We start from the raw sequence: 21,453 nt of genomic DNA, 5'->3' as shown, positions 1-21,453 counted from the left end.
ATACAGGTTTAAAGCGGATTCACCAGACAACCCACCAGTTGCTTAAGCTGCGCCAGTCGGCTGGCGACTTCGTCACTGGAAATGTGCCACATACCGGCCAGCGCCAGCGAGGCGTTATGGGCGCCCAAAGGCTGGGCCATGGAAACTTCACCATCATCGTGATGCCATACCACATATCCCTGGCTGCGCTGCCGGGCGATCATGGGATGCGCCTGGGTATACTGCTCCGGCGTCAGACGCGCCCGCAGCTTTTCGTCGCTCTCCGCTGCCAGCAGGCTCATGCCAATGACCGAGCGCCAGGCGGGCAGCATTTCAAATCCGGCCAACGCCTGACTGACCCGGGAGCCCGGCTCCGAATGGTAGAGGTAGATAACCTGATCTTCCCACAGCACCCCCAGCGCCACCACCACATCAGCGGGAGCATGACGCTCCAGCAGCGGCAGCGCATGAGAAAAGAGCGCGGAGCCGCGAATCGCCTGGGCTGCCAGCGCGTGGATCCCAGGCCCCGGCAGATAGCGCCGCTGTTCATCCTGCTGAGTCAGACCGATGGCGGCCATGGTCATCAACAGTCGATTGACGCGGGTGGGATTCAGCCCTATCAGGCGAGCCAGTTCCCGGCAGCCAACGGCCCTGCCGCAGGAGACCAGGTATTGCAGACAGCGAATACCGTCAATCAGACTCTGGTTAGGTTGAGATGACATAGCAGGCCCGGTCGAGAAAAAAACGATTCTATCGCCGGTACCGATAAAAGCAAACTCCGGCAGACGGCCGCACGACCGCCTGCCGAAAGTTTAGCGATGACGTAACGGCATCCCCGCCGTTTCCCGCGCCTTGAGTATCGTCACAAAAGTGATCAAAGCGGCCCCCATCACGTAAAACGCAGGGGCGACATTACTGCCGGTACTCTGAATCAACCAGCTGGAGAACCACGGCGTGATGCCGCCAAAGAAAGCGACGGTCAGGTTATAGGCCACCGACATCCCGCCATAGCGAATATGGGTCGGAAACAGTTCCGCCATCGCTGCGCTGCAGGCGCCGTCGAAAGCGGCGATACACACGCCCAGAACCAGCATCGCCATCAGCGCCGAGGCCACATCGCCGCGACTCATCCAGACCAGCGCCGGCCAGGTCAGCAAAATAAAACCGCCACAGCCTGCAAGCATCAGCGGCTTACGGCCATATTTATCCGACAGCAGACCCATCACCGGCACCAGAATGGCGATAGCGAGCAGACCCGTGGTGGTAATGGAATAGGAGGCAATTTTCGAATAGTGCAGATTCTGAATCAGGTAGCTGGGCATAAACGCCTGCAAAACCCAGTGCCCCACCGCCTTGATGGCCACAAAACCAACGCAGAACAGCAACGCCCGCCATTCGCTGCGCAGCGCGGTACGCAACGGATTTTTTTCGACTTCACCTGACTGTTCAATAGCCTTAAAGACCGGCGTATCCTCAAGATTGGTTCGCAGCCACAGGCCCACCAGCCCCAGCGGCCCGGCAATCAGGAAAGGTATACGCCAGCCCCAGCTATGCATCGCTTCATCCCCCAGAAAGGCGGTCATCAGCAGCACCAGGCCGCTACCGGCCACAAAAGCCATAAAGCCGAAGTTATCCACCCAGCAGGTAAAGAAACCGCGCCGCCTGTCCGGCGCATACTCCGCCAGGAAGGTGGTGGCGCCCGCACTCTCGCCACCGGCGGCAAATCCCTGGGTCAGACGAGCCAGCACCAGCAGCACCGTCGCGATGGTGCCCACCTGATGCCAGGTGGGCAGTACGCCGATAATAAAGGTCGAGACCGATGTCAGCAGGATCACGGTGGAAAGCACCCGCTTGCGCCCTATCCTGTCCCCCAGCGAACCAAACCAGAGTCCCCCCAGCGGGCGCATAATAAATCCAGCCCCGAATACCGCAAAGGCCATCAGCAGACCGGACTGCGGATCGCCGGCATGAAAGAACTGCTGGCCGATGATAAACGCCAGAGTACCGTACAGGCCAAAGTCGAACCACTCGACGAAGTGGCCGATGCCGGTGGCCAGTAAAACCCGGCGTAGCTCAGGTGCCCCAACCTTTCCTGCCGCGCTGGCTTCCGGCACCGTTGCGGGTTTACTCAGAATCTTTTCCATCGTTTTCTCCCGGATTTTACTGCCTGTCTAAACACATTATCCCTGGCTGGCTTCCCGACGCAGGCGCGCGGCATCTTCCAGCATGGTCATAAAGCTATGGCGAGGCTGGTAGCCCAGCAGCGCTTTTATCTTCTGATTGCTGGTGCGAAAGCGTACCGCAGGCCCCGGCATGGTGACGTTAACCACCGGCAGCCCCATGATATTCGCCATCTGCGGCACCGCCTTATCGAACTCCACCACATCATCCGGCCCCAGATTAAAGGTCTGATTCGCTGCCGCCGGATGATCCAGCGCCAGCACCACGCCCGCCGAGGTATCACGCACGTCAGCGATATGCATCATGTAGGGCAGAGCGTCCACCTCTCCGTGCTGGACAATCATCTTGTCCAGCCCACCGGCCCCCAGTTCCCGCTCAAGACGGTCAGCCAGCGCACTATTGCCAAAGTCACGCTGCTGGCGGATTTTGCCGCGCAGAAAGAAGCGCGGGCCGGAAAAGAAGCTGTTTTCGTCCAGGATCTCAGCCGCCGACTGGGTGTGAGGAAAACGCAGAATGACGGTTTCCAGTCCCTGGCGCTGATAAAACCGCACCAGTTCTTCCCCCAGTAGCTTGGTCAGACCGTAAAACGAGATGGGATTACATGGATGCTCCTCGGTGATCGGCAGACTGTGGGCGCGCACTTCCGGATAAACCTCGCCGCTACTGGCAAAGATAAAACGCCTTATCCTGTGATGCTTCGCCGCTTCCAGCAGCATGCGGGTGGCGGTGACATTAGCGTGGTACATCGCATCATTATCCTTTGGATGCCACGACATCAGCGCCCCGGTATGCACCACGACATCAATCCCGGCGACAGCCTCCCGCACCATCGCGGGATCGTCAAAGCGACACTCAATATGCCGGTATCCGGGCTGCGCCAGTCGCGCTGGACGCAGATCCACTCCCGTGACCTGGTCGCCGCGCGCCAACAATTGCGCAGCAATACAGCTGCCGATTCTTCCGGCTGCGCCGGTTATCAAAATATTCGCCATGCTCCCCCCTCATTTGTGTATCTATAACAGATACACTCAAGACAAAAAATAACCAATGATTTATTGTCTCAACTGTGATGAAAATCCTAATAAAAAATAATCTAATGATTTTAAAAGATAAAAATAATTACCTTTTTGTCACACACGAGGATTGATTTATTTTTCGCCGCGCTCTAAATTGTTTCTATAAAAGACACAAATCCCTTAATCACGAACAGATGACAGGATGAACGGCCATGCATATTTACCCGCAGACAGACTGCCGCCACTTTCCCCACACTGAAATCCACTGCGACCTTCTGGTTGCCGGAGGCGGCCTGGCGGGACTGTGCGCCGCGCTGGCCGCCGCCCGCGACGGCCTGAAGGTCACCCTGGTACAGGACAGGCCGGTGCTCGGGGGAAACGCCTCCAGCGAAGTGCGCCTGTGGGCTAACGGCGCCAGCTCCCACATGGGCAATAACAACCGCTGGGCCAGAGAAGGCGGCATTATGGGGGAGATCCTTGAAGAGAACGTCTGGCGTAACAAAGAGGGAAATCCGGTCATCTTCGATCTGCTGCTGCTGGATCTGGCGCAGCGCCAGACGGGCCTTACGCTGCTGCTCAATACCGCGCTGTTCGAAGTTGACTGTCAGGATGAAAAAATCGCCTCGGTACGCGGATTTAACGCCATCAACGAAACCTTTTACCAGATCCACGCCACCCAGTTTTGCGACGCCACCGGCGACGGCGTACTGGGCTATCTGGCTGGTGCCGAATACCGCATTGGCGCAGAAGAACTTAACGAGCTGGATGAAAAGATGGCGCCCGGCGAGCACTTCGGCCACCAGTTGGGCCACTCTATCTATTTCTACACCAAACGAACCGGCCAGCCGGTTCGCTTCATCCCCCCCAGCTTTGCGCTGGACGATATTACCGCCATTCCGCGCTACAAGCGGCTGACATCCACGCTGAACGGCTGCGATCTGTGGTGGCTGGAATGGGGAGGAAGGCTGGACACCGTTCACGATAGCGAGACAATCAAATGGGAGCTGTGGAAGATAGTCTGGGGCGTCTGGGATCATATCAAGAACTCCGGTGAGTTCCCGGATGCTGACGATCTGACCATCGAATGGGTAGGCGTCATTCCCGGCAAGCGCGAAAGCCGCCGCTTTATGGGAGACTACCTGCTGTGTCAGCAGGACATCATCGAGCAGCGCGATCACTATGACGCCGTGGCCTACGGCGGCTGGTCCATCGATCTGCATCCGGCGGACGGCGTTTACAGCAGCCACGACGGCTGCCGCCAGTTCCACAGCAAGGGCACCTACACCATTCCCTGGCGCAGCCTGTACAGTAAATCCATCAATAATCTGTTACTCACCGGACGCCTGATCTCCGCGACCCACGTGGCCTTCGGCAGCGCCCGGGTAATGTGCACCTGTGGCGTATTGGGCGAAGTGGTGGGGCGGGCCGCAGCGCTATGCCACCAGCATCAGTTGACGCCCCGCCAGCTGGCACAGCCGCAGCAGATCCACCTGCTCCAGCAGCGACTGCTGCACAGCGGCTGCTATATTCCCCGCCAGCGGTTAAAGGATCCTGCCCAGGGGGCCGCCGTTAGCGTCAGCAGCGAATATCACCCTACGCAGCTGGCCGCCAGCGGCGAATGGAAGCCGCTGGATGAACGCATGGCGCTGTTGCTACCGCTGCGAGCCGGGGAAAGCCTGCCCGAAATCACGCTACAGCTGCGCGCCGACCAGCCGCGCCGCCTGCGCATACGGTTGATGGAAAGCGTTCGAATCGGTAACTATACGCCGGATCGCGAAGTAGATTGCCAGTGGCTGGAAGTGTACGGGCCGGAGCAGCGCTACAGCCTCCCTTTCCACTACCGCAGCGAGCGTGACCAGTATCTGTTTATCGCTCTGGAAGACGATCCACACATCGAGGTAGCCCTGACCGGGCAGCAGCTTCCCGGCATAATGACCGTATTTAACAGCCTGAATCCCCGGGTGGCGAAACATACCCGCCAGGTGGCCGACGGCGACTACGGCGTGGATGAGTTCGACTTCTGGCTGCCGCGCAGGCGCCCGCATCAAATTCTGCCTGCCCTGACGTTTACGCCGCCGCTGCGCTGTTATCCGGCGGAAAACCTGGTGAACGGCGCGCTGCGTCCGGAACAGCAGAGCAACGGCTGGGTGCCGGATTTACAGGATACCAGCCCGGCGATTGAATGGCGCTGGCCTCAGCCCCGACAGATCGCCGCCCTGACGCTGCTGTTCGACAACGACTTCGATAACGCCATGGAGACGGTGCAGATGGGCCATCATTGCGCTGTATCTCCGCATTGCGTAACCCGCTACCGCCTGCTGGCAGACGGAAAGCTCCTGCTGGAGGTGAGCGAAAATCACCTTTCGGTATGCGAGCATCGCTTTACGCAACCCATTCTGGCCAGCCGCATCACCCTGGAAATACTCGCCAGTGCCGGCGCGCCGCCGGTGGTGTATGGATTGCATGTTACGGCTGAACCGGAGGCATAACGGCCAGCACGCCCTGCTGTTCGCGCTGCGCCATGCTCTGGCTAAAGGTCTGCATACCAAACTGTCTGCCGGTTTGCAGTACCCCGGGGAGCTGGTGCAGCTTGCCTTCGCGTATCAGGCTGGCGACGGCGGGAATATTGATCATCAGTTCAAACAGCGCCACCCGCCCGCCGTCCCTGGCCGCAACCAGCCTCTGGGCCAGCACCGCCCGCAGGCTGCCTGCCAGTTGCGAACGCACCCGCCCCTGCTCCGGGGCGGAAAAACTATCCGCCAGCCGTTCAATAGCCTGGGGCGCGCCGCGAGTATGCAGCGTGGCGAGCACCAGGTGCCCGGTTTCGGCGGCGGTCAGCGCCAGACGAATGCTCTGCTCATCGCGCAGCTCCCCCAGCAGGATAACATCGGGATCTTCGCGCAGCGCCGCTCGCAACCCGGCGTTAAAATCCGGGCAGTGCTCCCCGATTTCGCGCTGCTGTACCAGACTACGTCTTGAGTGATGAATAAATTCAATGGGATCTTCCAGCGTCACAATATGGCGCGCGTGGTGGGTATTGATATGATCCACCATCGCAGCCAGCGTACTGGATTTGCCGCTGCCGGTAGCGCCTGTCACCAGCAGCAGTCCGCCGTCGCTTTCCAGCAACGCCGGAATTGGCGAAGGCGCGTCTATCTGCGCAAGCCGGGGGGCTTCTTCCGGCAACAGCCTCAGGGCCAGCGACACCCCGAAACACTGGCGAAAAGCGCTGGCGCGCATTCGCCGTCCATCCTTTAGCGTCACCGCGAAATCGAGCTGCCCGCAGTCTTCGAACTGCGCCCGTTGAACCGGGGTCAACCACATCTGCAGCAGGCTTTCCGGCTCCGGCGCCCCGCCGGGCAGTTCTTCCAGCATACCCTGACGTCGCCAACGGGCTGGCTGACGCGCGCACAGGTGTAGATCCGAGACGTAATGCTTTACACTATGAGCCACTATTTGGGTCACGATTTCTTCCATGTTATGACATCCCAGGCATCAATGAGCGACATAGCCCACAACTTAGCGCAGGTTCAGCGCAAAATCTCCGCCGCGGCCCAGCGTTGCGGGCGATCTCCTGAAGAAGTTACGCTGCTTGCAGTCAGCAAAACCAAACCTGCGAGCGCTATCGAAGAAGCCATCGCCGCCGGTCAGCGTGCCTTTGGCGAGAATTACGTTCAGGAAGGGGTGGAGAAGATCCTCCATTTCAAAGCGTGCGGCGCTAACAATCTGATATGGCACTTTATCGGCCCGCTCCAGTCCAACAAAAGCCGTCTGGTAGCCGAACATTTCGACTGGTGCCACACCCTGGGGAGCCTGCGTATCGCCACCCGCCTGAACGACCAGCGCCCGGCCGAGATGGCGCCGCTGAACGTGCTGATTCAGGTCAATATCAGTAACGAACAGAGTAAATCCGGAATTGCGCTGGAAGCGCTGGATGCCCTGGCGGCTCAGGTGGCGGAACTACCGCGCCTGACGCTGCGCGGGCTGATGGCGATTCCGGCGCCGGAAAGTGACTGGCAGCGCCAGTTTGCCGTGGCAAGCCAGATGGCTGTAGCATTTACGCGGCTAAAAGAGCGTTATTCCACCGTGGATACGCTATCGTTGGGCATGACCGATGACATGGACGCGGCTATCGCGGCTGGTAGCACTATGGTGCGCATTGGAACCGCCATTTTCGGCGCGCGGGACTATTCCTCGCGCCAGCCACAATAATTACAGAGGAACACCATGCTGACGTTGACTTTCATTGTCAAAACGCTGATCGACCTGTATGTCATGGTGCTGCTGCTGCGCATCTGGATGCAGTGGTCGCGCTGCGATTTCTATAACCCCTTTTCACAGTTCATCGTTAAAATCACCCAGCCGATTATCGGGCCGCTGCGTCGCATTATTCCGGCGATGGGCCCTATTGATAGCGCCTCGCTGCTGCTGGCCTTCTTGCTGACCACGCTGAAGTACCCTATTCTGCTGCTGATTCAGACCGGCAGCCTGGCGCTGGATCCCATGAATCTGCTGGTAGGGCTGCTGTCGCTGCTGAAATCGGCCGGTACCCTGGTGTTCTGGATGATCCTGATTCGCGCCATTATGAGCTGGGTCAGCCAGGGGCGCAGTCCGTTTGAATTCGTGCTGATGCAGCTGACCGAGCCGCTGATGGCGCCGATTCGTCGCATTCTGCCCGCTATGGGCGGTATCGACTTTTCCGGCATGGGAGTGATTCTGGTGCTCTATCTGCTGAACTACCTTGGCATGGATCTGTTCCCGGGGCTGTGGTACTTGCTGTGAGTGCCGTCAGTCAAACGGCGGATGGGCTGGTGTTACGACTCTACGTCCAGCCCAAATCCAGCCGCGATGCCATTATCGGCGAACATGGCGACGAACTGAAAGTCGCCATTACCGCCCCGCCGGTAGACGGCCAGGCCAACGCCCATCTGGTGAAGTACCTGGCGAAACAGTTTCGGGTCGCTAAAAGCCAGGTGGTGATAGAAAAGGGCGAAACCGGTCGCCACAAACAGATAGTCATCCACCATCCGCAACAAATCCCGACCTCCGTCGCGGCACTTCTCGACCATACCCAAAATAATTCGAGTTGCAGGAAGGCGGCAAAGGAGCGAATCCCCGGGAGTTTACATCAGTAAACTCCCGGGGGAGCGGGTGAAGCCAACGCGCCTGCAGCTCGAAGAATGAAGGGTATAATCACAGACAGGATTACGCTATGCAAAACGTAGTACTCGCCACCGGTAATGCCGGCAAAGTGCGTGAGCTGGCCTCGCTGCTTCAGGACTTTGGCCTGACGGTGGTGGCCCAGACCGAACTCGGAGTCGATTCCGCCGAAGAGACCGGCCTGACCTTTATTGAAAACGCCATTCTTAAAGCCCGCCACGCTGCCAGGGTGACTGGCCTGCCCGCTATCGCCGACGATTCCGGTCTGGCGGTGGACGCCCTGGGCGGCGCGCCGGGTATCTATTCGGCCCGCTACGCGGGCATTGATGCCAGCGATCGCCAGAACCTGGAAAAGCTGCTTCAGGCGCTGGAAAAGGTGCCGGACGATAAGCGCCAGGCGCGCTTTCACTGCGTACTGGTCTATCTGCGCCATGCCGAAGATCCCACACCGCTGGTATGCCACGGTAGCTGGGCCGGCGAGATTACCCGGGCGCCTGCGGGCGAAGGCGGCTTTGGCTACGATCCGGTCTTTTTCGTGCCCGACGCGGGTAAAACCGCGGCACAGATGAGCCAGGATGAGAAGCGCGCGGTTTCCCACCGCGGTCAGGCGCTCAAACTGCTGCTGGATGCGATGCGCAATGGCTAAGCTGCCTCCCCTGAGCCTGTACATTCACATTCCCTGGTGCGTGCAGAAGTGTCCTTACTGCGACTTTAACTCCCACGCGCTCAAGGGCGAGGTGCCCCACGACGACTACGTGGCGCACCTGCTGCGCGATCTGGACGACGATATGGCATACGTCCAGGAACGCGAAGTGGCGACGATATTTATCGGCGGCGGCACCCCCAGCCTGCTCTCAGGCACTGCAATGCAGCAACTGCTGGACGGCGTGCGCGAGCGGCTGCGGCTGGCGAAAGACGCAGAGATCACTATGGAGGCCAATCCCGGCACCGTAGAGGCGGATCGCTTTGTCGATTATCAGGCTGCCGGCGTTAATCGCATCTCTATTGGAGTACAGAGTTTCAGCACGCCTAAACTCCAGCGTCTTGGGCGCATTCACGGCCCGGAAGAGGCAAAGCGCGCCGCGCGCCTGGCCGCCGGGTTGGGCCTGCGTAGCTTCAATCTGGATCTGATGCACGGTCTGCCGGATCAGACGCCGGAACAGGCGCTGGCGGATCTGCGTCAGGCGATTGAACTTAATCCGCCCCACCTTTCCTGGTATCAGTTGACCATTGAGCCCAACACCCTGTTTGGCTCACGCCCGCCGGTGCTGCCCGACGACGACGCGCTGTGGAGCATCTTCGAACAGGGACATAAGCTGTTGACCGAGGCGGGCTATCGTCAGTATGAGACCTCGGCTTACGCAAGAAAGGGCTACCAGTGCCAGCACAACCTGAACTACTGGCGCTTTGGCGATTATCTGGGGATTGGCTGCGGCGCTCACGGCAAGGTGACCTTTCCGGACGGGCGCATTCTGCGTACCGCCAAGACCCGTCATCCACGCGGCTATATGCAGGGCAACTACCGGGATCGTCAGCATGAAGTGGACAACGTCGATAAGCCGTTCGAATTCTTTATGAACCGTTTCCGCCTGCTGGAACCCGCGCCGCGCCGCGAATTCACGCTGTATACCGGACTGATGGAGTCGGTAGTGCGCCCGCAGATTGACGAAGCCATCGCCCATGGCTACCTGACGGAAACCGCGCAGCACTGGCAGATAACCGAACACGGCAAACTGTTTCTGAATTCCCTGCTGGAGCTTTTTCTGGCGGAATAGTATCGGGCCGTGCGGAGCTCTGCTCCGCACGGCCCTGTCACTTAATACTGGTCAAACATCGCCTGAATCCGCTGCGGATCTTTGGTCTGCGTTAAGGCCAGTTGCAGCAAAACCCGTGCTTTCTGCGGGTTCAGCGTACCAGCGGCCACAAAGCCGTACTTCGCGTCATCGACTTCAGCATCCCGGGTGGTGGCGCCGCTCGGCACCCGCGACGAACGTACAACGGCAACACCTTTATGGGCGGCGGTCGCCAGGGTATCAAACAGCGTTTGATACAGATTACCGTTGCCGACGCCCGCGCTGACAATTCCCACATAACCATCACCGAGCAATGCCTTAGCCGGAAGGTCAGAGGCGTTGGCGTAGTTATAAACAATCCCCACCTTCGGCAGGCTGGTCAGTTGGGAGACGTCGAACGGCGTGGCAGTGGTGTGCTTACGCACCGGCGTGCGCTGATAATCGATTTTACCGTTGTGAATATAGCCCAGCGGGCCCGCGTTAACGGACTGAAAGGTAGCGACATTGGTGGTATTGGTTTTGGTGACGTCACGAGCGTCGAATACGCTGTCGTTCATCACCACCAGCACGCCACGACCGGCGGACGCTTTATCGGCGGCGGTAACCACTGCGTTGTAGAGATTAAAGGGGCCATCCGCGCTCATTGAAGTCGACGGACGCATAGCGCCCGTCAGCACCACCGGCTTGTCACACTTCACCGTCAGGTTAAGGAAATAAGCGGTCTCTTCCATGGTATCGGTGCCGTGGGTAATCACAAAACCATCGGTTTTATCGCACCCGGCGTTGATCTTTTTCGCAAGGGTTAGCCAGACCTCGTCATTCATATCCTGAGAGCCGATATTCACCACCTGCTCACCTTTAATCACCGCAATATCCTTCAACTGGGGAACGGCATCCACCAGATTTTCGACGCCAACCTTTCCTGCCGTATAATTTGAAGCCGTTGCCGAATCTCCGCCGCCGGCAATGGTTCCTCCCGTAGCTAACAGCATAATATTGGGCAGGGCCAGCGCTGCGCCGCTAAATCCCATTGTCAGCGCGGCCAGGGCCGTTTTCCTTAAAAGATTCATGTGATTTCTCCAGACAGATAAACTTTCCGCATTATCCCAGCGCCGCCAGCGAATAATGTGATGCCGTCCAGGTAACGGCTACGGCGTCAGCGTTACTGGCAGGAAGGTTTCACCTGCACTCACATTAATTGCCCCTTGCACATCGCGCAGCCGCACCTTGCCCCTGGCATCGGTTTTCACCGTCCTGCCGTTCGCCTTAACGCTGGCATTCTGTACCGGGCGAACGTCGCCGTGAATATCGGCCTGAACGGTAATCAGCGTCTCCCGCCCTTCTCTGCTGCGGGTTGCCTGGAGTGGCGTTTTCTGCGGCAGTTTGCTGTAACATGGCCCTACAACGGGCAGCCCGGAACGGGCGACGCCGTTATAAACGCTCTGCCAGTCGCCCTGGAGGGTATTATCCAGCTGCTTCACGATATCCGCTTTCATACTGCCCTGGTTTTCGCCGCTGACCCGAATATCGATATGGATCTGCGGCAGGTTTTCCGCCGTGGGCCGCTGCGTCATCTGCGAGGTCATCGTGCCGTTGACGAAGGTTTTTCCGTCGTCGCTGAAGTCGTTGAAAGTCGCATCCACTCCGCCGCTAATCAGATCGCCGCGCCAGGTCACCACCACGCTGCCGGATGCCCGGCCTGCCAGGGTTTCGGTGCGATCGTTAGCCATAACGCCGCGCCATTCGCTTACCGCCGGCGCCCAGTCGCCAATCATCGTACTCGCCTTAGGCTGCGGCTGGCTGGCGTCGCGTTCAAGGCGCACCATCATGACTCGCGGCGGCACCAGCCCCTTGGTTTTTACCGCTTCTGAGTAGTCGTCCGGCACCGGCTCACGCAGACGCCCCTGCAACAGAATACGCGTGGAATCCGGACTCCAGAACGGCAGCGCCGCCAGGTTGTTGCCCGCCGTTTCGCTATCGCTGTATATCCGCAGCGGCTGCCCCACAAGCTTACCGCCGTTGTCGCCATCCCCCGGCAACAGCCACGGCGAAAGATCGCACTGGAATCCCGGCCAGGTGGAGATCCAGGAGACGAAAATGTTAGTCATCAGCGGCAGTGCGATAAAGTTCCGCAGTTGCGGAATAGCCGATGTCACCTCCAGCCGCTGGCGGGTGCGCCATGAATAGACCACTTCCATACTGCCGTCCGGGGAGATGGCGCCGTCCTCGTCCCAGTCGCCGTAGGCGGTCATGCGGGTCGCCTTACCCGTGGCCAGCTCCACTTTCCAGGGATCGATGTTGCTGTTAAGTTCCGCCACCACCAGCGCCGAACGGCCACCATCGACAAAGGACTTAAGCTCCCACAGCTGAGAGGCATATTCAGCCCTGTCTACCGCGCTATCCGGAACTGGCGGATTAATAACCCGCAGATCTTTTATCTGATAGCGATCCTCCTGACGTTCCAGCGCGCCCACCAGCATCGCCGTGCCATCCGAACGGATATCGGTCCACCCCAGATGTACGCCATCCGGCGCCAGGTGCCATGTCCGGCGCATCAGCAGACGTACGTTTTCCGGCATTCCCTGGCGGTCACCGTCCATTGAAACAGGAACAAACTGATGGCTGTCGCATTGCGTCAACGATGGCTGACATTCAAGCATCCAGCCGTCGAAAGCGGTTTTATCGTCGCTGCCGCCGATGGGACTGAGTTCCCGGGTGGCGATAAACAGACGTCGGTTATCTGCCAGCGCATAGCTGAAGCCGGACTCCAGGGCCTGAGGGCGATCGCTGAATTCGCAGGTTACACAGTGCGCGGTTTTATCACTCAGCGTTATCCGCCAGATATTGCCGTCGTACTGGTTCTGGAACCAGACCGTCGCGCCATCGTCAGAAAAGGTGGGTAGCCAGGGCGCCACGCCTTCCGGAACGGGAATATCTTCATAATGGACGGGATACCAGGGGACTGAGGCGGCAAACGCGCCAGAGGACAATAACGCCCCCAGCGTCAGGGCTGATAATAGCTTCATGCTATTTCCTTATAGTGAATCGGTTGTTTATAGAGCGTAGCCAGCCCCGCTGGGTTTACCAGGCGAAAAGACACTATTCTGAAGCCAGATTCCATTACCGGCGCCTGGCTGCACGGGATGGAACAGGTTATGGCACGATGGCCGCCATGAAAACCATCACCCACCACGCCCGAATGCTACGGCGCACCCAGACCCATGAGGAACAACGCCTCTGGTATTTGCTGCGCGATCGTCGTTTTGCGCGCTATAAGTTTCGCCGTCAACATCCGGTGGGGCGATATATTCTCGATTTTGCCTGCTGCGCGGTTCGTCTGGCGATTGAACTGGATGGCGGGCAGCATGCGTCACAGGTTAAATATGACAGGAGCAGGGAAGCGTGGCTGAAAACACAGGGATGGCGGGTAATTCGCTTCTGGAATAATCAGCTATGGGAAAATGAGGAAGCGGTGATGGAGGCGATTCTGGAGGCTCTGGAGGGGCGGTGACCCTCACCCCGGCCCTCTCCCTGAAGGGAGAGGGAGAAAACCAGCGTCGGCCTGTTCCCTTACCCCGAAATACGCAGAGGGTGAAAACCGGCACCTGCCTGTCCCTTACCCTGCAATGCGCAGAGGGTGAAAACCAGCGCCTGCCTGTCCCTTACCCTGCAATGCGCTGAGGGTGAAAACCAGCGCCGGCCCGTCCCCTTACCCTGCAATACGCAGAGGGTAAAAACCGGCACCTGCCTGTCCCTTACCCTGCAATGCGCTGAGGGTGAAAACCGGCGCCTGCCCGTCCCCTTACCCTGCAATGCGCAGAGGGTAAAAACCGGCACCTGCCTGTCCCTTACCCTGCAATGCGCAGAGGGTGAAAACCAGCGCCTGCCTGTCCCTTACCCTGAAATGCGCAGAGGGTGAAAACCGGCGCCGACCTGTTCCCTTACCCTGCAATGCGCAGAGGGTGAAAACCGGCACCTGGCTGTCCCCTCTCCCTTTGGGAGAGGGTTAGGGTGAGAGAATTACTTCAGCCCCTTCACCAGCGTCTGACGCTGCTCTTCCAGCGTCGTAACCCGGCTGCAAACATCCTTACCGAACTTCTGGAAATCCTTCTCCTGGCTTTTCCATTCGCTCTGAATGGCGCTCTGCAGGCCGCCCAGACTCCCCAGAATGCCCTGTAGCGGATTGCCGCCGCCGGAGCTGGTCGCCTTCGCACCCATTTCGTTAATGCTGTCCTGCAGAATGCCGCCCATGGTCTGATTGACCAGTTTCTGACCGTCGGCGCGCACCTGATCGATAGCCTTATAGTGGAAGGTCAGGCCGTCCTGGCGGTGTTCGATAATACGGTTCATCTGCGCTTTAAGCTGACTGTCCAGTTCGGTCAGACGCTTACGCATATTGCTGCTTTCGCCCACCTGCTCGGTGATAATTTTATCCAGCGCCACCCGGCCCCGCTCGACACGAGTTCGGGCGCCGTCATCGATCCACGGCAGCGCATCACGCAGCCCTTTCTGGTAGTCCTGTGCCTGCTCGCGCTGGGCGGCGCTCAACTGTTGAGCCTTGCCGTTATAGTTCACGGCGCCGTCCGGCGTGATGGTCAGATCGCCATTTTCGCCCACGACCTGCACCGTCTGCGGTTTAATAATCACATCGTCCTTCGGTGTCACGCCGCATTTGTATTCCGCCTGGGCCTGCGCGGCCGTAACCAGCAGCACTGCCATCAGCGTTTTACGAATTATCGTCATTCCTTTCTCCTGCAAAGCAAACGGGCCGACTTACGCCGACCCGCAACAGATTAGTCCCACCATACATCAAACAAATCGCTCAGACGCACCTCTTCGAGCTTACGCGCTTCCAGCCACTGACGAACCAGAGTACGGTGCTCTTCGGTACACTTACCGATCTGCTGGGTGCAGATAAGCCCTTCCCAGGCCAGATAGCCGCTACCGTCATACGCCAGACCATTCGGCTCGATAACCTCATTAATAAAGTCGTCCACGGCCTGATCCACGGCCTGTTCAGAAGTGCCTTCCGGGAAGCGCCAGGCAACGGAAAAGCCCAGCTCCTGAAACTCTTCAATATGTAATTTCTTACGCAGACGACGGCTACGATTCTTCGCCATTATTTCACCCTCTCGAACATTAAGTCCCATACTCCGTGGCCAAGACGATGACCACGCTGTTCAAACTTGGTTACCGGACGCGTCTGTGGGCGCGGCACGTAATCGCCGGTCGCAGACTGATTGTGGTAGCCTTCGATGCTGGTCATCACTTCCAGCATATGCTCTGCGTAGGCTTCCCAGTCGGTCGCCATATGGAAAACGCCGCCCAGCTTCAGCTTACGTTTCACCATTTCGGCGAAGGGGACCTGAACGATACGGCGTTTATTATGACGCGCTTTGTGCCACGGGTCAGGGAAAAAGAGTTGCACCATGTTCAGACTGTTGTCCGGGATCATGGTTTCCAGCACTTCCACCGCATCATGACACATCACGCGCAGGTTGTTCACTCCAGCTTCATGGGCCGAACTCAGGCAGGCCCCCACGCCTGGCGAGTGCACCTCAATGCCTAAGAAGTTCTGCTCAGGCCGGGCTTCGGCCATTGCCACCAGCGAAGCACCCATTCCAAAGCCAATCTCCAGCGTGACCGGGCCTTCATTACCGAACAGCGCCCCCAGGTCCAGGGGTTCAGCGCGGAACTCGACGCCCATCTCAGGCCAGTAGTTGTCCAGCGCGTGCTGCTGTGCTTTGGTCAGGCGGCCCTGGCGGCGAACAAAGCTGCGAATACGGCGCATGGCGCGACCGCTTTCGTCAAATTCCGGTGAGACGACGTCATTATTCATGGTGAAAACCTGGCTATTGTTGAAAATGAAAGCAAGCGGGCATTATCCAAAGTTAATACCCGGATGCAAGCACCGGAAACTTCCGGTTTACAGGGCTTATCGCTCTGTGCTGGAATCTGCCTCCAGGTAATTCAATGTGGGATGCCGCAAAAAACGATGCAATCGCTTCAATTTTCACGCCAGGTACTCGCCTGGTATGACAAATTTGGCCGTAAGACCCTGCCCTGGCAGCAGGAGAAAACGCCTTATAAGGTCTGGCTCTCTGAGGTGATGCTTCAGCAAACCCAGGTCGCCACGGTGATCCCCTATTTCGAACGCTTTATGGCGCGTTTCCCAACGGTAACCGCCCTGGCCCGGGCGCCGCTGGACGATGTACTGCATCTATGGACAGGTCTGGGCTACTACGCCCGGGCCCGCAATCTGCATAAAGCGGCGCAGCAGGTGGTGGAACGCCACGGCGGATGCTTCCCTGAAAACTTCGAGGATGTCACCGCGCTGCCCGGCGTGGGTCGCTCCACGGCAGGGGCGATTCTTTCCCTGGCGCTCGGCCAGCGTTACCCCATTCTCGATGGCAACGTTAAACGCGTGCTGGCGCGCTGCTATGCGGTAAGCGGCTGGCCCGGCAAAAAAGAGGTGGAAAACCGGCTGTGGCAGATTAGCGATGACGTCACCCCCGCCAGCGGCGTAGAGCGTTTTAATCAGGCGATGATGGATCTGGGCGCCATGGTCTGCACCCGCTCGCGCCCCAAATGCGATATCTGCCCGCTGAACAGCGGCTGCGTGGCGTTCGCCAACGGCGACCAGGGCAGCTATCCGGGTAAAAAACCGAAACAGACGATTCCGGAGCGCACCGGTTACTTCCTGCTGATGCAGCACGGCGACGAGGTTTTTCTGAGCCAGCGCCCGCCAAGCGGCCTGTGGGGCGGACTTTATTGCTTCCCGCAGTTCGAAGATGAAGCCAGTCTGCGCGCCTGGCTGGCTCGCCATGGTATTGCCGATGGCGGCCTGACGCAGCTTACCGCTTTTCGCCATACCTTCAGCCACTTTCATCTGGACATCGTGCCGATGTGGCTTTCCGTGTCCTCGATGTCCGCCTGCATGGATGAGGGAACGGCTCTTTGGTATAACTTAGCACAGCCGCCAGGCGTAGGCCTGGCGGCGCCCGTGGAGCGTCTGTTACAGCAATTACGCCGCGATCCGGTCGATGCCGCTCGCGCTGTTTAAAGAGGATAAATAATGAGTCGCACTATTTATTGTACTTACCTGAAGCGTGAAGCCGAAGGCCAGGATTTTCAGCTCTACCCCGGCGAACTGGGCAAGCGGATCTATAACGAAATCTCTAAAGAAGCCTGGGCCGAATGGCAGAAAAAGCAGACCATGCTGATTAACGAGAAAAAGCTCAACATGATGAATCCGGAGCATCGCAAGCTGCTGGAGCAGGAGATGGTGAACTTCCTGTTTGAAGGCAAAGACGTACACATTGAAGGCTATACGCCGCCCGAAAAATAAGTGGGGGCGATGGCCCTTTGCACACTAACTACAGCACTCCCGGAATAATGAAAAAACTCTTAGCGCTGGCCCTGGTGGCGCCGCTGCTGGTTTCCTGCTCTGGTAATAAATCCAGGGAACCGCTGCCCCCCGCCAAGGATACAAACGGTTTCGACATTCTGATGGGCCAGTTTGCCCATAACATCGAAAATATCTGGGGCTTCGACGAAGTATTGATCGCCGGCCCCAAAGATTACGTGAAGTACACCGACGGTTTTATGACCCGCAGCCACATCAACTTTGATAAAGGGACCATTACCGTCGAGACCATTGCTGGTACCGAGCCTGCAGCACGCCTGAAGCAGGCCATTGTCACCACCCTGCTGATGGGCGACGATCCCGGCACGGTCGACCTCTATTCCGACGCCGATGATATCAACATATCTAAAGAGCCTTTCCTTTATGGCCAGGTGGTGGATAACACCGGCGAAGCCATTCGCTGGCAGTGGCGCGCCAACCGCTTCGCCGACTGGCTGCTGAACCATAAGCTCCAGCAGCGGCGCAGCAGTAACGGCCTGCGGATTATCTACAGCGTAACTATTAACCTGGTGCCGAACCACCTGGATAAACGCGCTCATAAATATCTGGGCATGGTACGCGAGGCTTCGCGCAAATACGGGGTGGAAGAGTCGCTGATTCTGGCGATTATGCAGACCGAATCGAGTTTTAACCCCTATGCGGTGAGCCGTTCCGACGCTCTGGGTCTGATGCAGGTAGTGCAACATACCGCCGGGCTGGATGTATTCCGTGCACGCGGCAAGTGGGGTAAACCCAGCCGCAGCTATCTGCTCGATCCAGCCAATAATATCGACACCGGCACCGCCTACCTGGCAATGCTGAGCAACGTCTATCTTTCCGGTATCGATAACCCCACTTCACGCCGCTATGCGGTCATCACCGCCTATAATGGCGGCGCCGGCAGCGTTCTGAGGGTATTTAACAGAGATAAAACCCGGGCCTTTAGCATCATCAACAGCATGGATCCGGGCGATGTCTATGAAGTGCTGACCAGCCGCCATCCGTCGGCGGAGTCGCGCCGCTATCTCTACAAGGTGAATACCGCCCAGAAGAGCTATATTCGAGGCGGTTAAGATATCCGGCGCCCCGGCTGCGGGGCGCCGGTATCAGCCTTTCAGCACATAACCGTACAGCCGGGTGACACCGGCGTCATCACACTGCGGATAAACCCCCTGAAGTTCCGGCGCAAAGCCCGGAAGCTGGTTCAGAACATCTTCCAGCGCCAGGAAATAACGCAGCGCCGCGCCGTCCCATACCTCTCCCGGCACCACGCACAGCACCCCAGGCGGATAAGGCAGCGCTCCTTCCAGCGCCACCCGGCCTCGGGCTTCACAGAGCGCCACCAGTTCGGCCCTGCCGCGAATAAATTCATCGTGGGCCTGCTTCGCACCCAGTTCAACCTGTGGCAGGCTTTCCAGACGGAACATCGCCTTTTGCAGCGATTTAATGTCGTGACGCACATAGAGCTGGTGCATCTCCTGGCACAGCTGGCGCAGGCCGTAGCCGCGATAGCGCTGGGGATACTTCTGCCACAAGCCCGGTAACACATCCTGAAACGCCGCGTCCTGCTCCAGAAGTTGTTCGAAACGCACCAGTGCCGCCACCAGCCGCGCCATCTTTTCCGGGCTTTCTGCAGGGGTCAGCAGGAACAGGATCGAGTTAAGATCCGCTTTTTCCGGTACGATACCGTTTTCCCGCAGATAGTGAGCGAGAATCGCCGCCGGTACGCCAAACTCCTGATACTCGCCGCTGGCGGCGTCGATACCCGGCGTAGTCAGCAGCAGCTTGCAGGGATCCACCCGATATTCATCACGCCCGTAACCGCTAAAGCCATGCCAGCCAGCATCCGGCTCAAAGCTGAAGAACCGTCGCTCCCGGGCGATCTGCTCGGTCGGATAATCCTGCCAGGATCGTCCTTCCACTACATCCGGCACGAAGGGACGAATCATCCGGCAGGCAGACAGAATCTGTTTACGGGTTTCGATGCCCAGGGTGACGCAGTCCGCCCACAGTCGGCGCCCGCCCTCACCGTCGTGAATGCGGGCATTGACATCCAGTGCGGCGAACAGCGGATAAAACGGGCTGGTGGAAGCATGCATCATAAAGGCGTTGTTCATACGCTTATAGGGGCAGAACCGCGCCTGGCCGCGGATATGATCGTCTTTTTTGTGGATCTGCGAGCCCTGGGAAAAACCCGCCTGCTGCTTGTGTACCGACTGAGTCACAAAAATACCAGGGTCGTTCTCGTTGAGTTCCAGCAGCAGCGGCGAACAGTCAGAGACCAGAGGAATAAACTGCTCATAGCCCACCCAGGCAGAATCAAACAAAATGTAGTCGCACAGCGGCCCAATGCTCTCCACCACCTTGCGGGCGTTATACAGGGTACCGTCGTAGGTGCCCAGTTGAATAACCGCCAGCCGGAACGGACGCGGCGCATCGGCGCGTTCCGGCGCCACTTCGCGGATCCGATCCCGGATCCAATCTTCGTTGAAACAGCGGGAGTCGATACCGCCGATAAAGCCAAAGGGGTTACGCGCCGCCTCCATGTATACGGGCGTGGCTCCGGCCTGTAGTAGCGCCCCATGATGATTGGATTTATGGTTGTTGCGATCGAACAACACCAGATCGTCCTGGGTCAGCAGCGCGTTGGCCACCACCTTATTGGCCGCCGAAGTACCGTTCAGTACAAACCAGGTTTTACTGGCGTTAAACACCCGGGCCGCGTTTTTCTGCGCTTCTTTAGCCGAACCTTCGTGGATCAACAGATCCCCCAGCTTAACGTCGGCGTTGCACATATCAGCGCGGAACAGGTTTTCACCGAAGAAGTCGTAAAAACGCCGCCCGGCCGGGTGCTTCCTGAAGAACGCGCCGTGCTGATGGCCGGGACATGCGAAAGTACTGTTGCCCATGGCCACATACTGACTCAGGGTGCCGAAGAACGGCGGCAGCAGTCCCTGCTCCCAGGCCTGAGCCGCCGCCTCCAGAGCCAGAAAATCCCGTTCGCCGCCAGGCATCGCCGTCACGCCTTCCGGCAGCGCCTGCTGCGTATCACCAAATAAAAAGACCGGCATACCAAAGCCGGTACGCTTAAGCAGCGCCAGAATACCGCTGCGGCTGTCGCCGGGGCTTAATACCACCGCCGCCACATCGGTAAAGTCGGTACTGTCCAGCGCTACCAGTTCGCGCTGGCTGGAAATAAGGGGTAGCAGCTCATGGCTGACGGCGATTTTTAACGGTTTCACTGATCCAGATCCCCCGGACAAAAACTTAAACGGGTGCCTGCGGCACGGCGCCTGAACGGCGTGCCCACTGCTGTCTGAAGGATCCGGATGCGTTCCTGCTCCGTTCGCCAGACATCAGTAAAAGCAGAGGGGCTCTGGTTTTACTGCTGCCCTGCGCTATGCGTGCGGTGCCCTTACCGCATGGTAGACGATATAACAAGGCGGCGGCCAGCCAATGATGCGGCGCGGCGCGCGAAGAGAAAGGAAAATACTGGCAGGTTCATGATGCAGTTCCGCGTTAGCCCTGAGCCAAAACGGCGCGATGGTGACAGTTTTTCGCACGCCGCGCAACCGTTCGCGCACATAATTCAGCCAAACGCGCCGCTGCCGCGACAAAGTCATTGACGCCACAGGCGCTTTACGGTTTAATGCGCCCCGTTGCCCGGATAGCTCAGTCGGTAGAGCAGCGGATTGAAAATCCGCGTGTCCCTGGTTCGATTCCGGGTCCGGGCACCAAATTCATATCAACGGACCTCCACGGAGGTCCGTTTTTGCATTCTGAGCCCGCAAAAATCAACACACCTACAATACATTAACTCCATCCAACTCAACCCAATTCTACCCACATCAACACCCTTGCGAGGGTACAATTGAGGGTATAGTCTGATTCGACAGAATTCTGTACCCTCAAATTACTC

Annotated in this window: 19 protein-coding genes, 1 tRNA gene and 1 pseudogene; 11 read left to right on the top strand and 10 right to left on the bottom strand. The window is 58.4% G+C overall.

Going from position 1 to position 21,453, the window contains the following annotated elements; translation table 11 throughout:
• Positions 1 to 8: 8 nt before the first annotated feature.
• From V3W49_RS10835 to V3W49_RS10825, 3 genes are all read right to left on the bottom strand, one after another.
• Complete coding sequence (locus V3W49_RS10835) at positions 9 to 701, bottom strand: helix-turn-helix domain-containing protein (protein WP_500145387.1); 693 nt, start codon at positions 699 to 701, stop codon at positions 9 to 11.
• Positions 702 to 791: 90 nt separating this feature from the next.
• A complete protein-coding gene (locus tag V3W49_RS10830; RefSeq protein WP_500145385.1) occupies positions 792 to 2,123 on the bottom strand; it encodes an MFS transporter in 1,332 nt (443 codons plus the stop codon).
• Between the two features lie 36 nt (positions 2,124 to 2,159).
• Positions 2,160 to 3,152, bottom strand: a complete 993-nt coding sequence (locus tag V3W49_RS10825; protein ID WP_500145383.1) for an NAD-dependent epimerase/dehydratase family protein — start codon at positions 3,150 to 3,152, stop codon at positions 2,160 to 2,162.
• Between the two features lie 236 nt (positions 3,153 to 3,388).
• On the opposite strand from V3W49_RS10825, the gene V3W49_RS10820 reads away from it, so the two are divergent.
• Positions 3,389 to 5,665 carry an FAD-dependent oxidoreductase gene (locus V3W49_RS10820; protein ID WP_500145381.1) on the top strand — a complete coding sequence of 759 codons (2,277 nt, stop codon included), beginning with the start codon at positions 3,389 to 3,391 and terminating at the stop codon, positions 5,663 to 5,665.
• On the opposite strand, the gene V3W49_RS10815 is transcribed toward V3W49_RS10820, so the two are convergent.
• Entirely contained in the window at positions 5,643 to 6,653 is a 1,011-nt protein-coding gene (locus V3W49_RS10815; protein WP_500145380.1) for a type IV pilus twitching motility protein PilT, read from the bottom strand. The genes V3W49_RS10820 and V3W49_RS10815 overlap by 23 nt on opposite strands.
• 21 nt (positions 6,654 to 6,674) lie before the next feature.
• Between V3W49_RS10815 and V3W49_RS10810 the strand changes: the two genes are divergently transcribed.
• From V3W49_RS10810 to hemW, 5 genes and pseudogenes are all read left to right on the top strand, one after another.
• A complete protein-coding gene (locus tag V3W49_RS10810) occupies positions 6,675 to 7,388 on the top strand; it encodes a YggS family pyridoxal phosphate-dependent enzyme (RefSeq protein WP_500145378.1) in 714 nt (237 codons plus the stop codon).
• Positions 7,389 to 7,403: 15 nt separating this feature from the next.
• Positions 7,404 to 7,958, top strand: a complete 555-nt coding sequence (locus V3W49_RS10805) for a YggT family protein (RefSeq protein WP_500145376.1) — start codon at positions 7,404 to 7,406, stop codon at positions 7,956 to 7,958.
• Positions 7,955 to 8,242: pseudogene (gene yggU, locus V3W49_RS10800) on the top strand (DUF167 family protein YggU); the annotation flags it as partial. The gene V3W49_RS10805 and the pseudogene yggU, both read left to right, overlap by 4 nt.
• A gap of 146 nt (positions 8,243 to 8,388) precedes the next feature.
• Positions 8,389 to 8,982 carry an XTP/dITP diphosphatase gene (locus tag V3W49_RS10795; RefSeq protein ID WP_500145375.1) on the top strand — a complete coding sequence of 198 codons (594 nt, stop codon included), beginning with the start codon at positions 8,389 to 8,391 and terminating at the stop codon, positions 8,980 to 8,982.
• Positions 8,975 to 10,111, top strand: coding sequence for a radical SAM family heme chaperone HemW (hemW, locus tag V3W49_RS10790; protein WP_500145373.1), 1,137 nt, complete (start codon positions 8,975 to 8,977; stop codon positions 10,109 to 10,111). Before V3W49_RS10795 ends, hemW begins: the two co-directional genes overlap by 8 nt.
• 41 nt (positions 10,112 to 10,152) lie before the next feature.
• Here the strand turns inward: hemW and ansB are convergent, their stop codons facing one another.
• Both ansB and V3W49_RS10780 read right to left on the bottom strand, forming a co-directional pair.
• Positions 10,153 to 11,199 (bottom strand): L-asparaginase 2, encoded by a 1,047-nt coding sequence (gene ansB / locus V3W49_RS10785; RefSeq protein ID WP_500145372.1) that lies wholly within the window; start codon positions 11,197 to 11,199, stop codon positions 10,153 to 10,155.
• Positions 11,200 to 11,277: 78 nt separating this feature from the next.
• Positions 11,278 to 13,155: a hypothetical protein gene (locus V3W49_RS10780; RefSeq protein WP_500145370.1), complete on the bottom strand. Its 1,878-nt coding sequence runs from the start codon at positions 13,153 to 13,155 to the stop codon at positions 11,278 to 11,280.
• Between the two features lie 146 nt (positions 13,156 to 13,301).
• Between V3W49_RS10780 and V3W49_RS10775 the strand changes: the two genes are divergently transcribed.
• Positions 13,302 to 13,640: an endonuclease domain-containing protein gene (locus V3W49_RS10775; protein ID WP_500145411.1), complete on the top strand. Its 339-nt coding sequence runs from the start codon at positions 13,302 to 13,304 to the stop codon at positions 13,638 to 13,640.
• Positions 13,641 to 14,149: 509 nt separating this feature from the next.
• Here the strand turns inward: V3W49_RS10775 and V3W49_RS10770 are convergent.
• From V3W49_RS10770 to trmB, 3 genes are read right to left on the bottom strand one after another with little or no spacing between them, the layout of a single operon-like run.
• The gene (locus tag V3W49_RS10770) at positions 14,150 to 14,866 is read right to left on the bottom strand and encodes a YggN family protein (protein ID WP_500145409.1); all 717 of its coding nucleotides are present in this window, start codon (positions 14,864 to 14,866) and stop codon (positions 14,150 to 14,152) included.
• Between the two features lie 56 nt (positions 14,867 to 14,922).
• Positions 14,923 to 15,249 (bottom strand): YggL family protein, encoded by a 327-nt coding sequence (locus tag V3W49_RS10765; protein ID WP_500145368.1) that lies wholly within the window; start codon positions 15,247 to 15,249, stop codon positions 14,923 to 14,925.
• Positions 15,249 to 15,968: a tRNA (guanosine(46)-N7)-methyltransferase TrmB gene (gene trmB / locus V3W49_RS10760; RefSeq protein ID WP_500145366.1), complete on the bottom strand. Its 720-nt coding sequence runs from the start codon at positions 15,966 to 15,968 to the stop codon at positions 15,249 to 15,251. The genes V3W49_RS10765 and trmB overlap by 1 nt, the downstream gene beginning before the upstream one ends.
• Positions 15,969 to 16,124: 156 nt before the next feature.
• Between trmB and mutY the strand changes: the two genes are divergently transcribed.
• Genes mutY through mltC form a run of 3 tightly spaced genes read left to right on the top strand, consistent with a single transcriptional unit; the run spans position 16,125 to position 18,607 of the window.
• Positions 16,125 to 17,192 (top strand): A/G-specific adenine glycosylase, encoded by a 1,068-nt coding sequence (mutY, locus tag V3W49_RS10755; RefSeq protein WP_500145365.1) that lies wholly within the window; start codon positions 16,125 to 16,127, stop codon positions 17,190 to 17,192.
• A gap of 12 nt (positions 17,193 to 17,204) precedes the next feature.
• Entirely contained in the window at positions 17,205 to 17,477 is a 273-nt protein-coding gene (locus tag V3W49_RS10750) for an oxidative damage protection protein (protein ID WP_154774053.1), read from the top strand.
• Between the two features lie 47 nt (positions 17,478 to 17,524).
• The gene (gene mltC / locus V3W49_RS10745; protein ID WP_500145363.1) at positions 17,525 to 18,607 is read left to right on the top strand and encodes a membrane-bound lytic murein transglycosylase MltC; all 1,083 of its coding nucleotides are present in this window, start codon (positions 17,525 to 17,527) and stop codon (positions 18,605 to 18,607) included.
• Between the two features lie 33 nt (positions 18,608 to 18,640).
• Here the strand turns inward: mltC and V3W49_RS10740 are convergent, their stop codons facing one another.
• On the bottom strand, positions 18,641 to 20,776 hold the full coding sequence (locus tag V3W49_RS10740) for an ornithine decarboxylase (RefSeq protein WP_500145361.1): 2,136 nt from the start codon (positions 20,774 to 20,776) through the stop codon (positions 18,641 to 18,643).
• 419 nt (positions 20,777 to 21,195) lie between these two features.
• Here V3W49_RS10740 and V3W49_RS10735 point away from each other — a divergent pair.
• Positions 21,196 to 21,271: transfer RNA gene (locus V3W49_RS10735), tRNA-Phe, on the top strand.
• The last annotated feature ends 182 nt before the right edge of the window (positions 21,272 to 21,453 follow it).

The organism is Rosenbergiella sp. YN46 (genome assembly GCF_036620675.1).
Classification (GTDB): Bacteria; Pseudomonadota; Gammaproteobacteria; order Enterobacterales; family Enterobacteriaceae; genus Jejubacter.
This window is presented reverse-complemented; position numbering and strand designations above follow the sequence as displayed.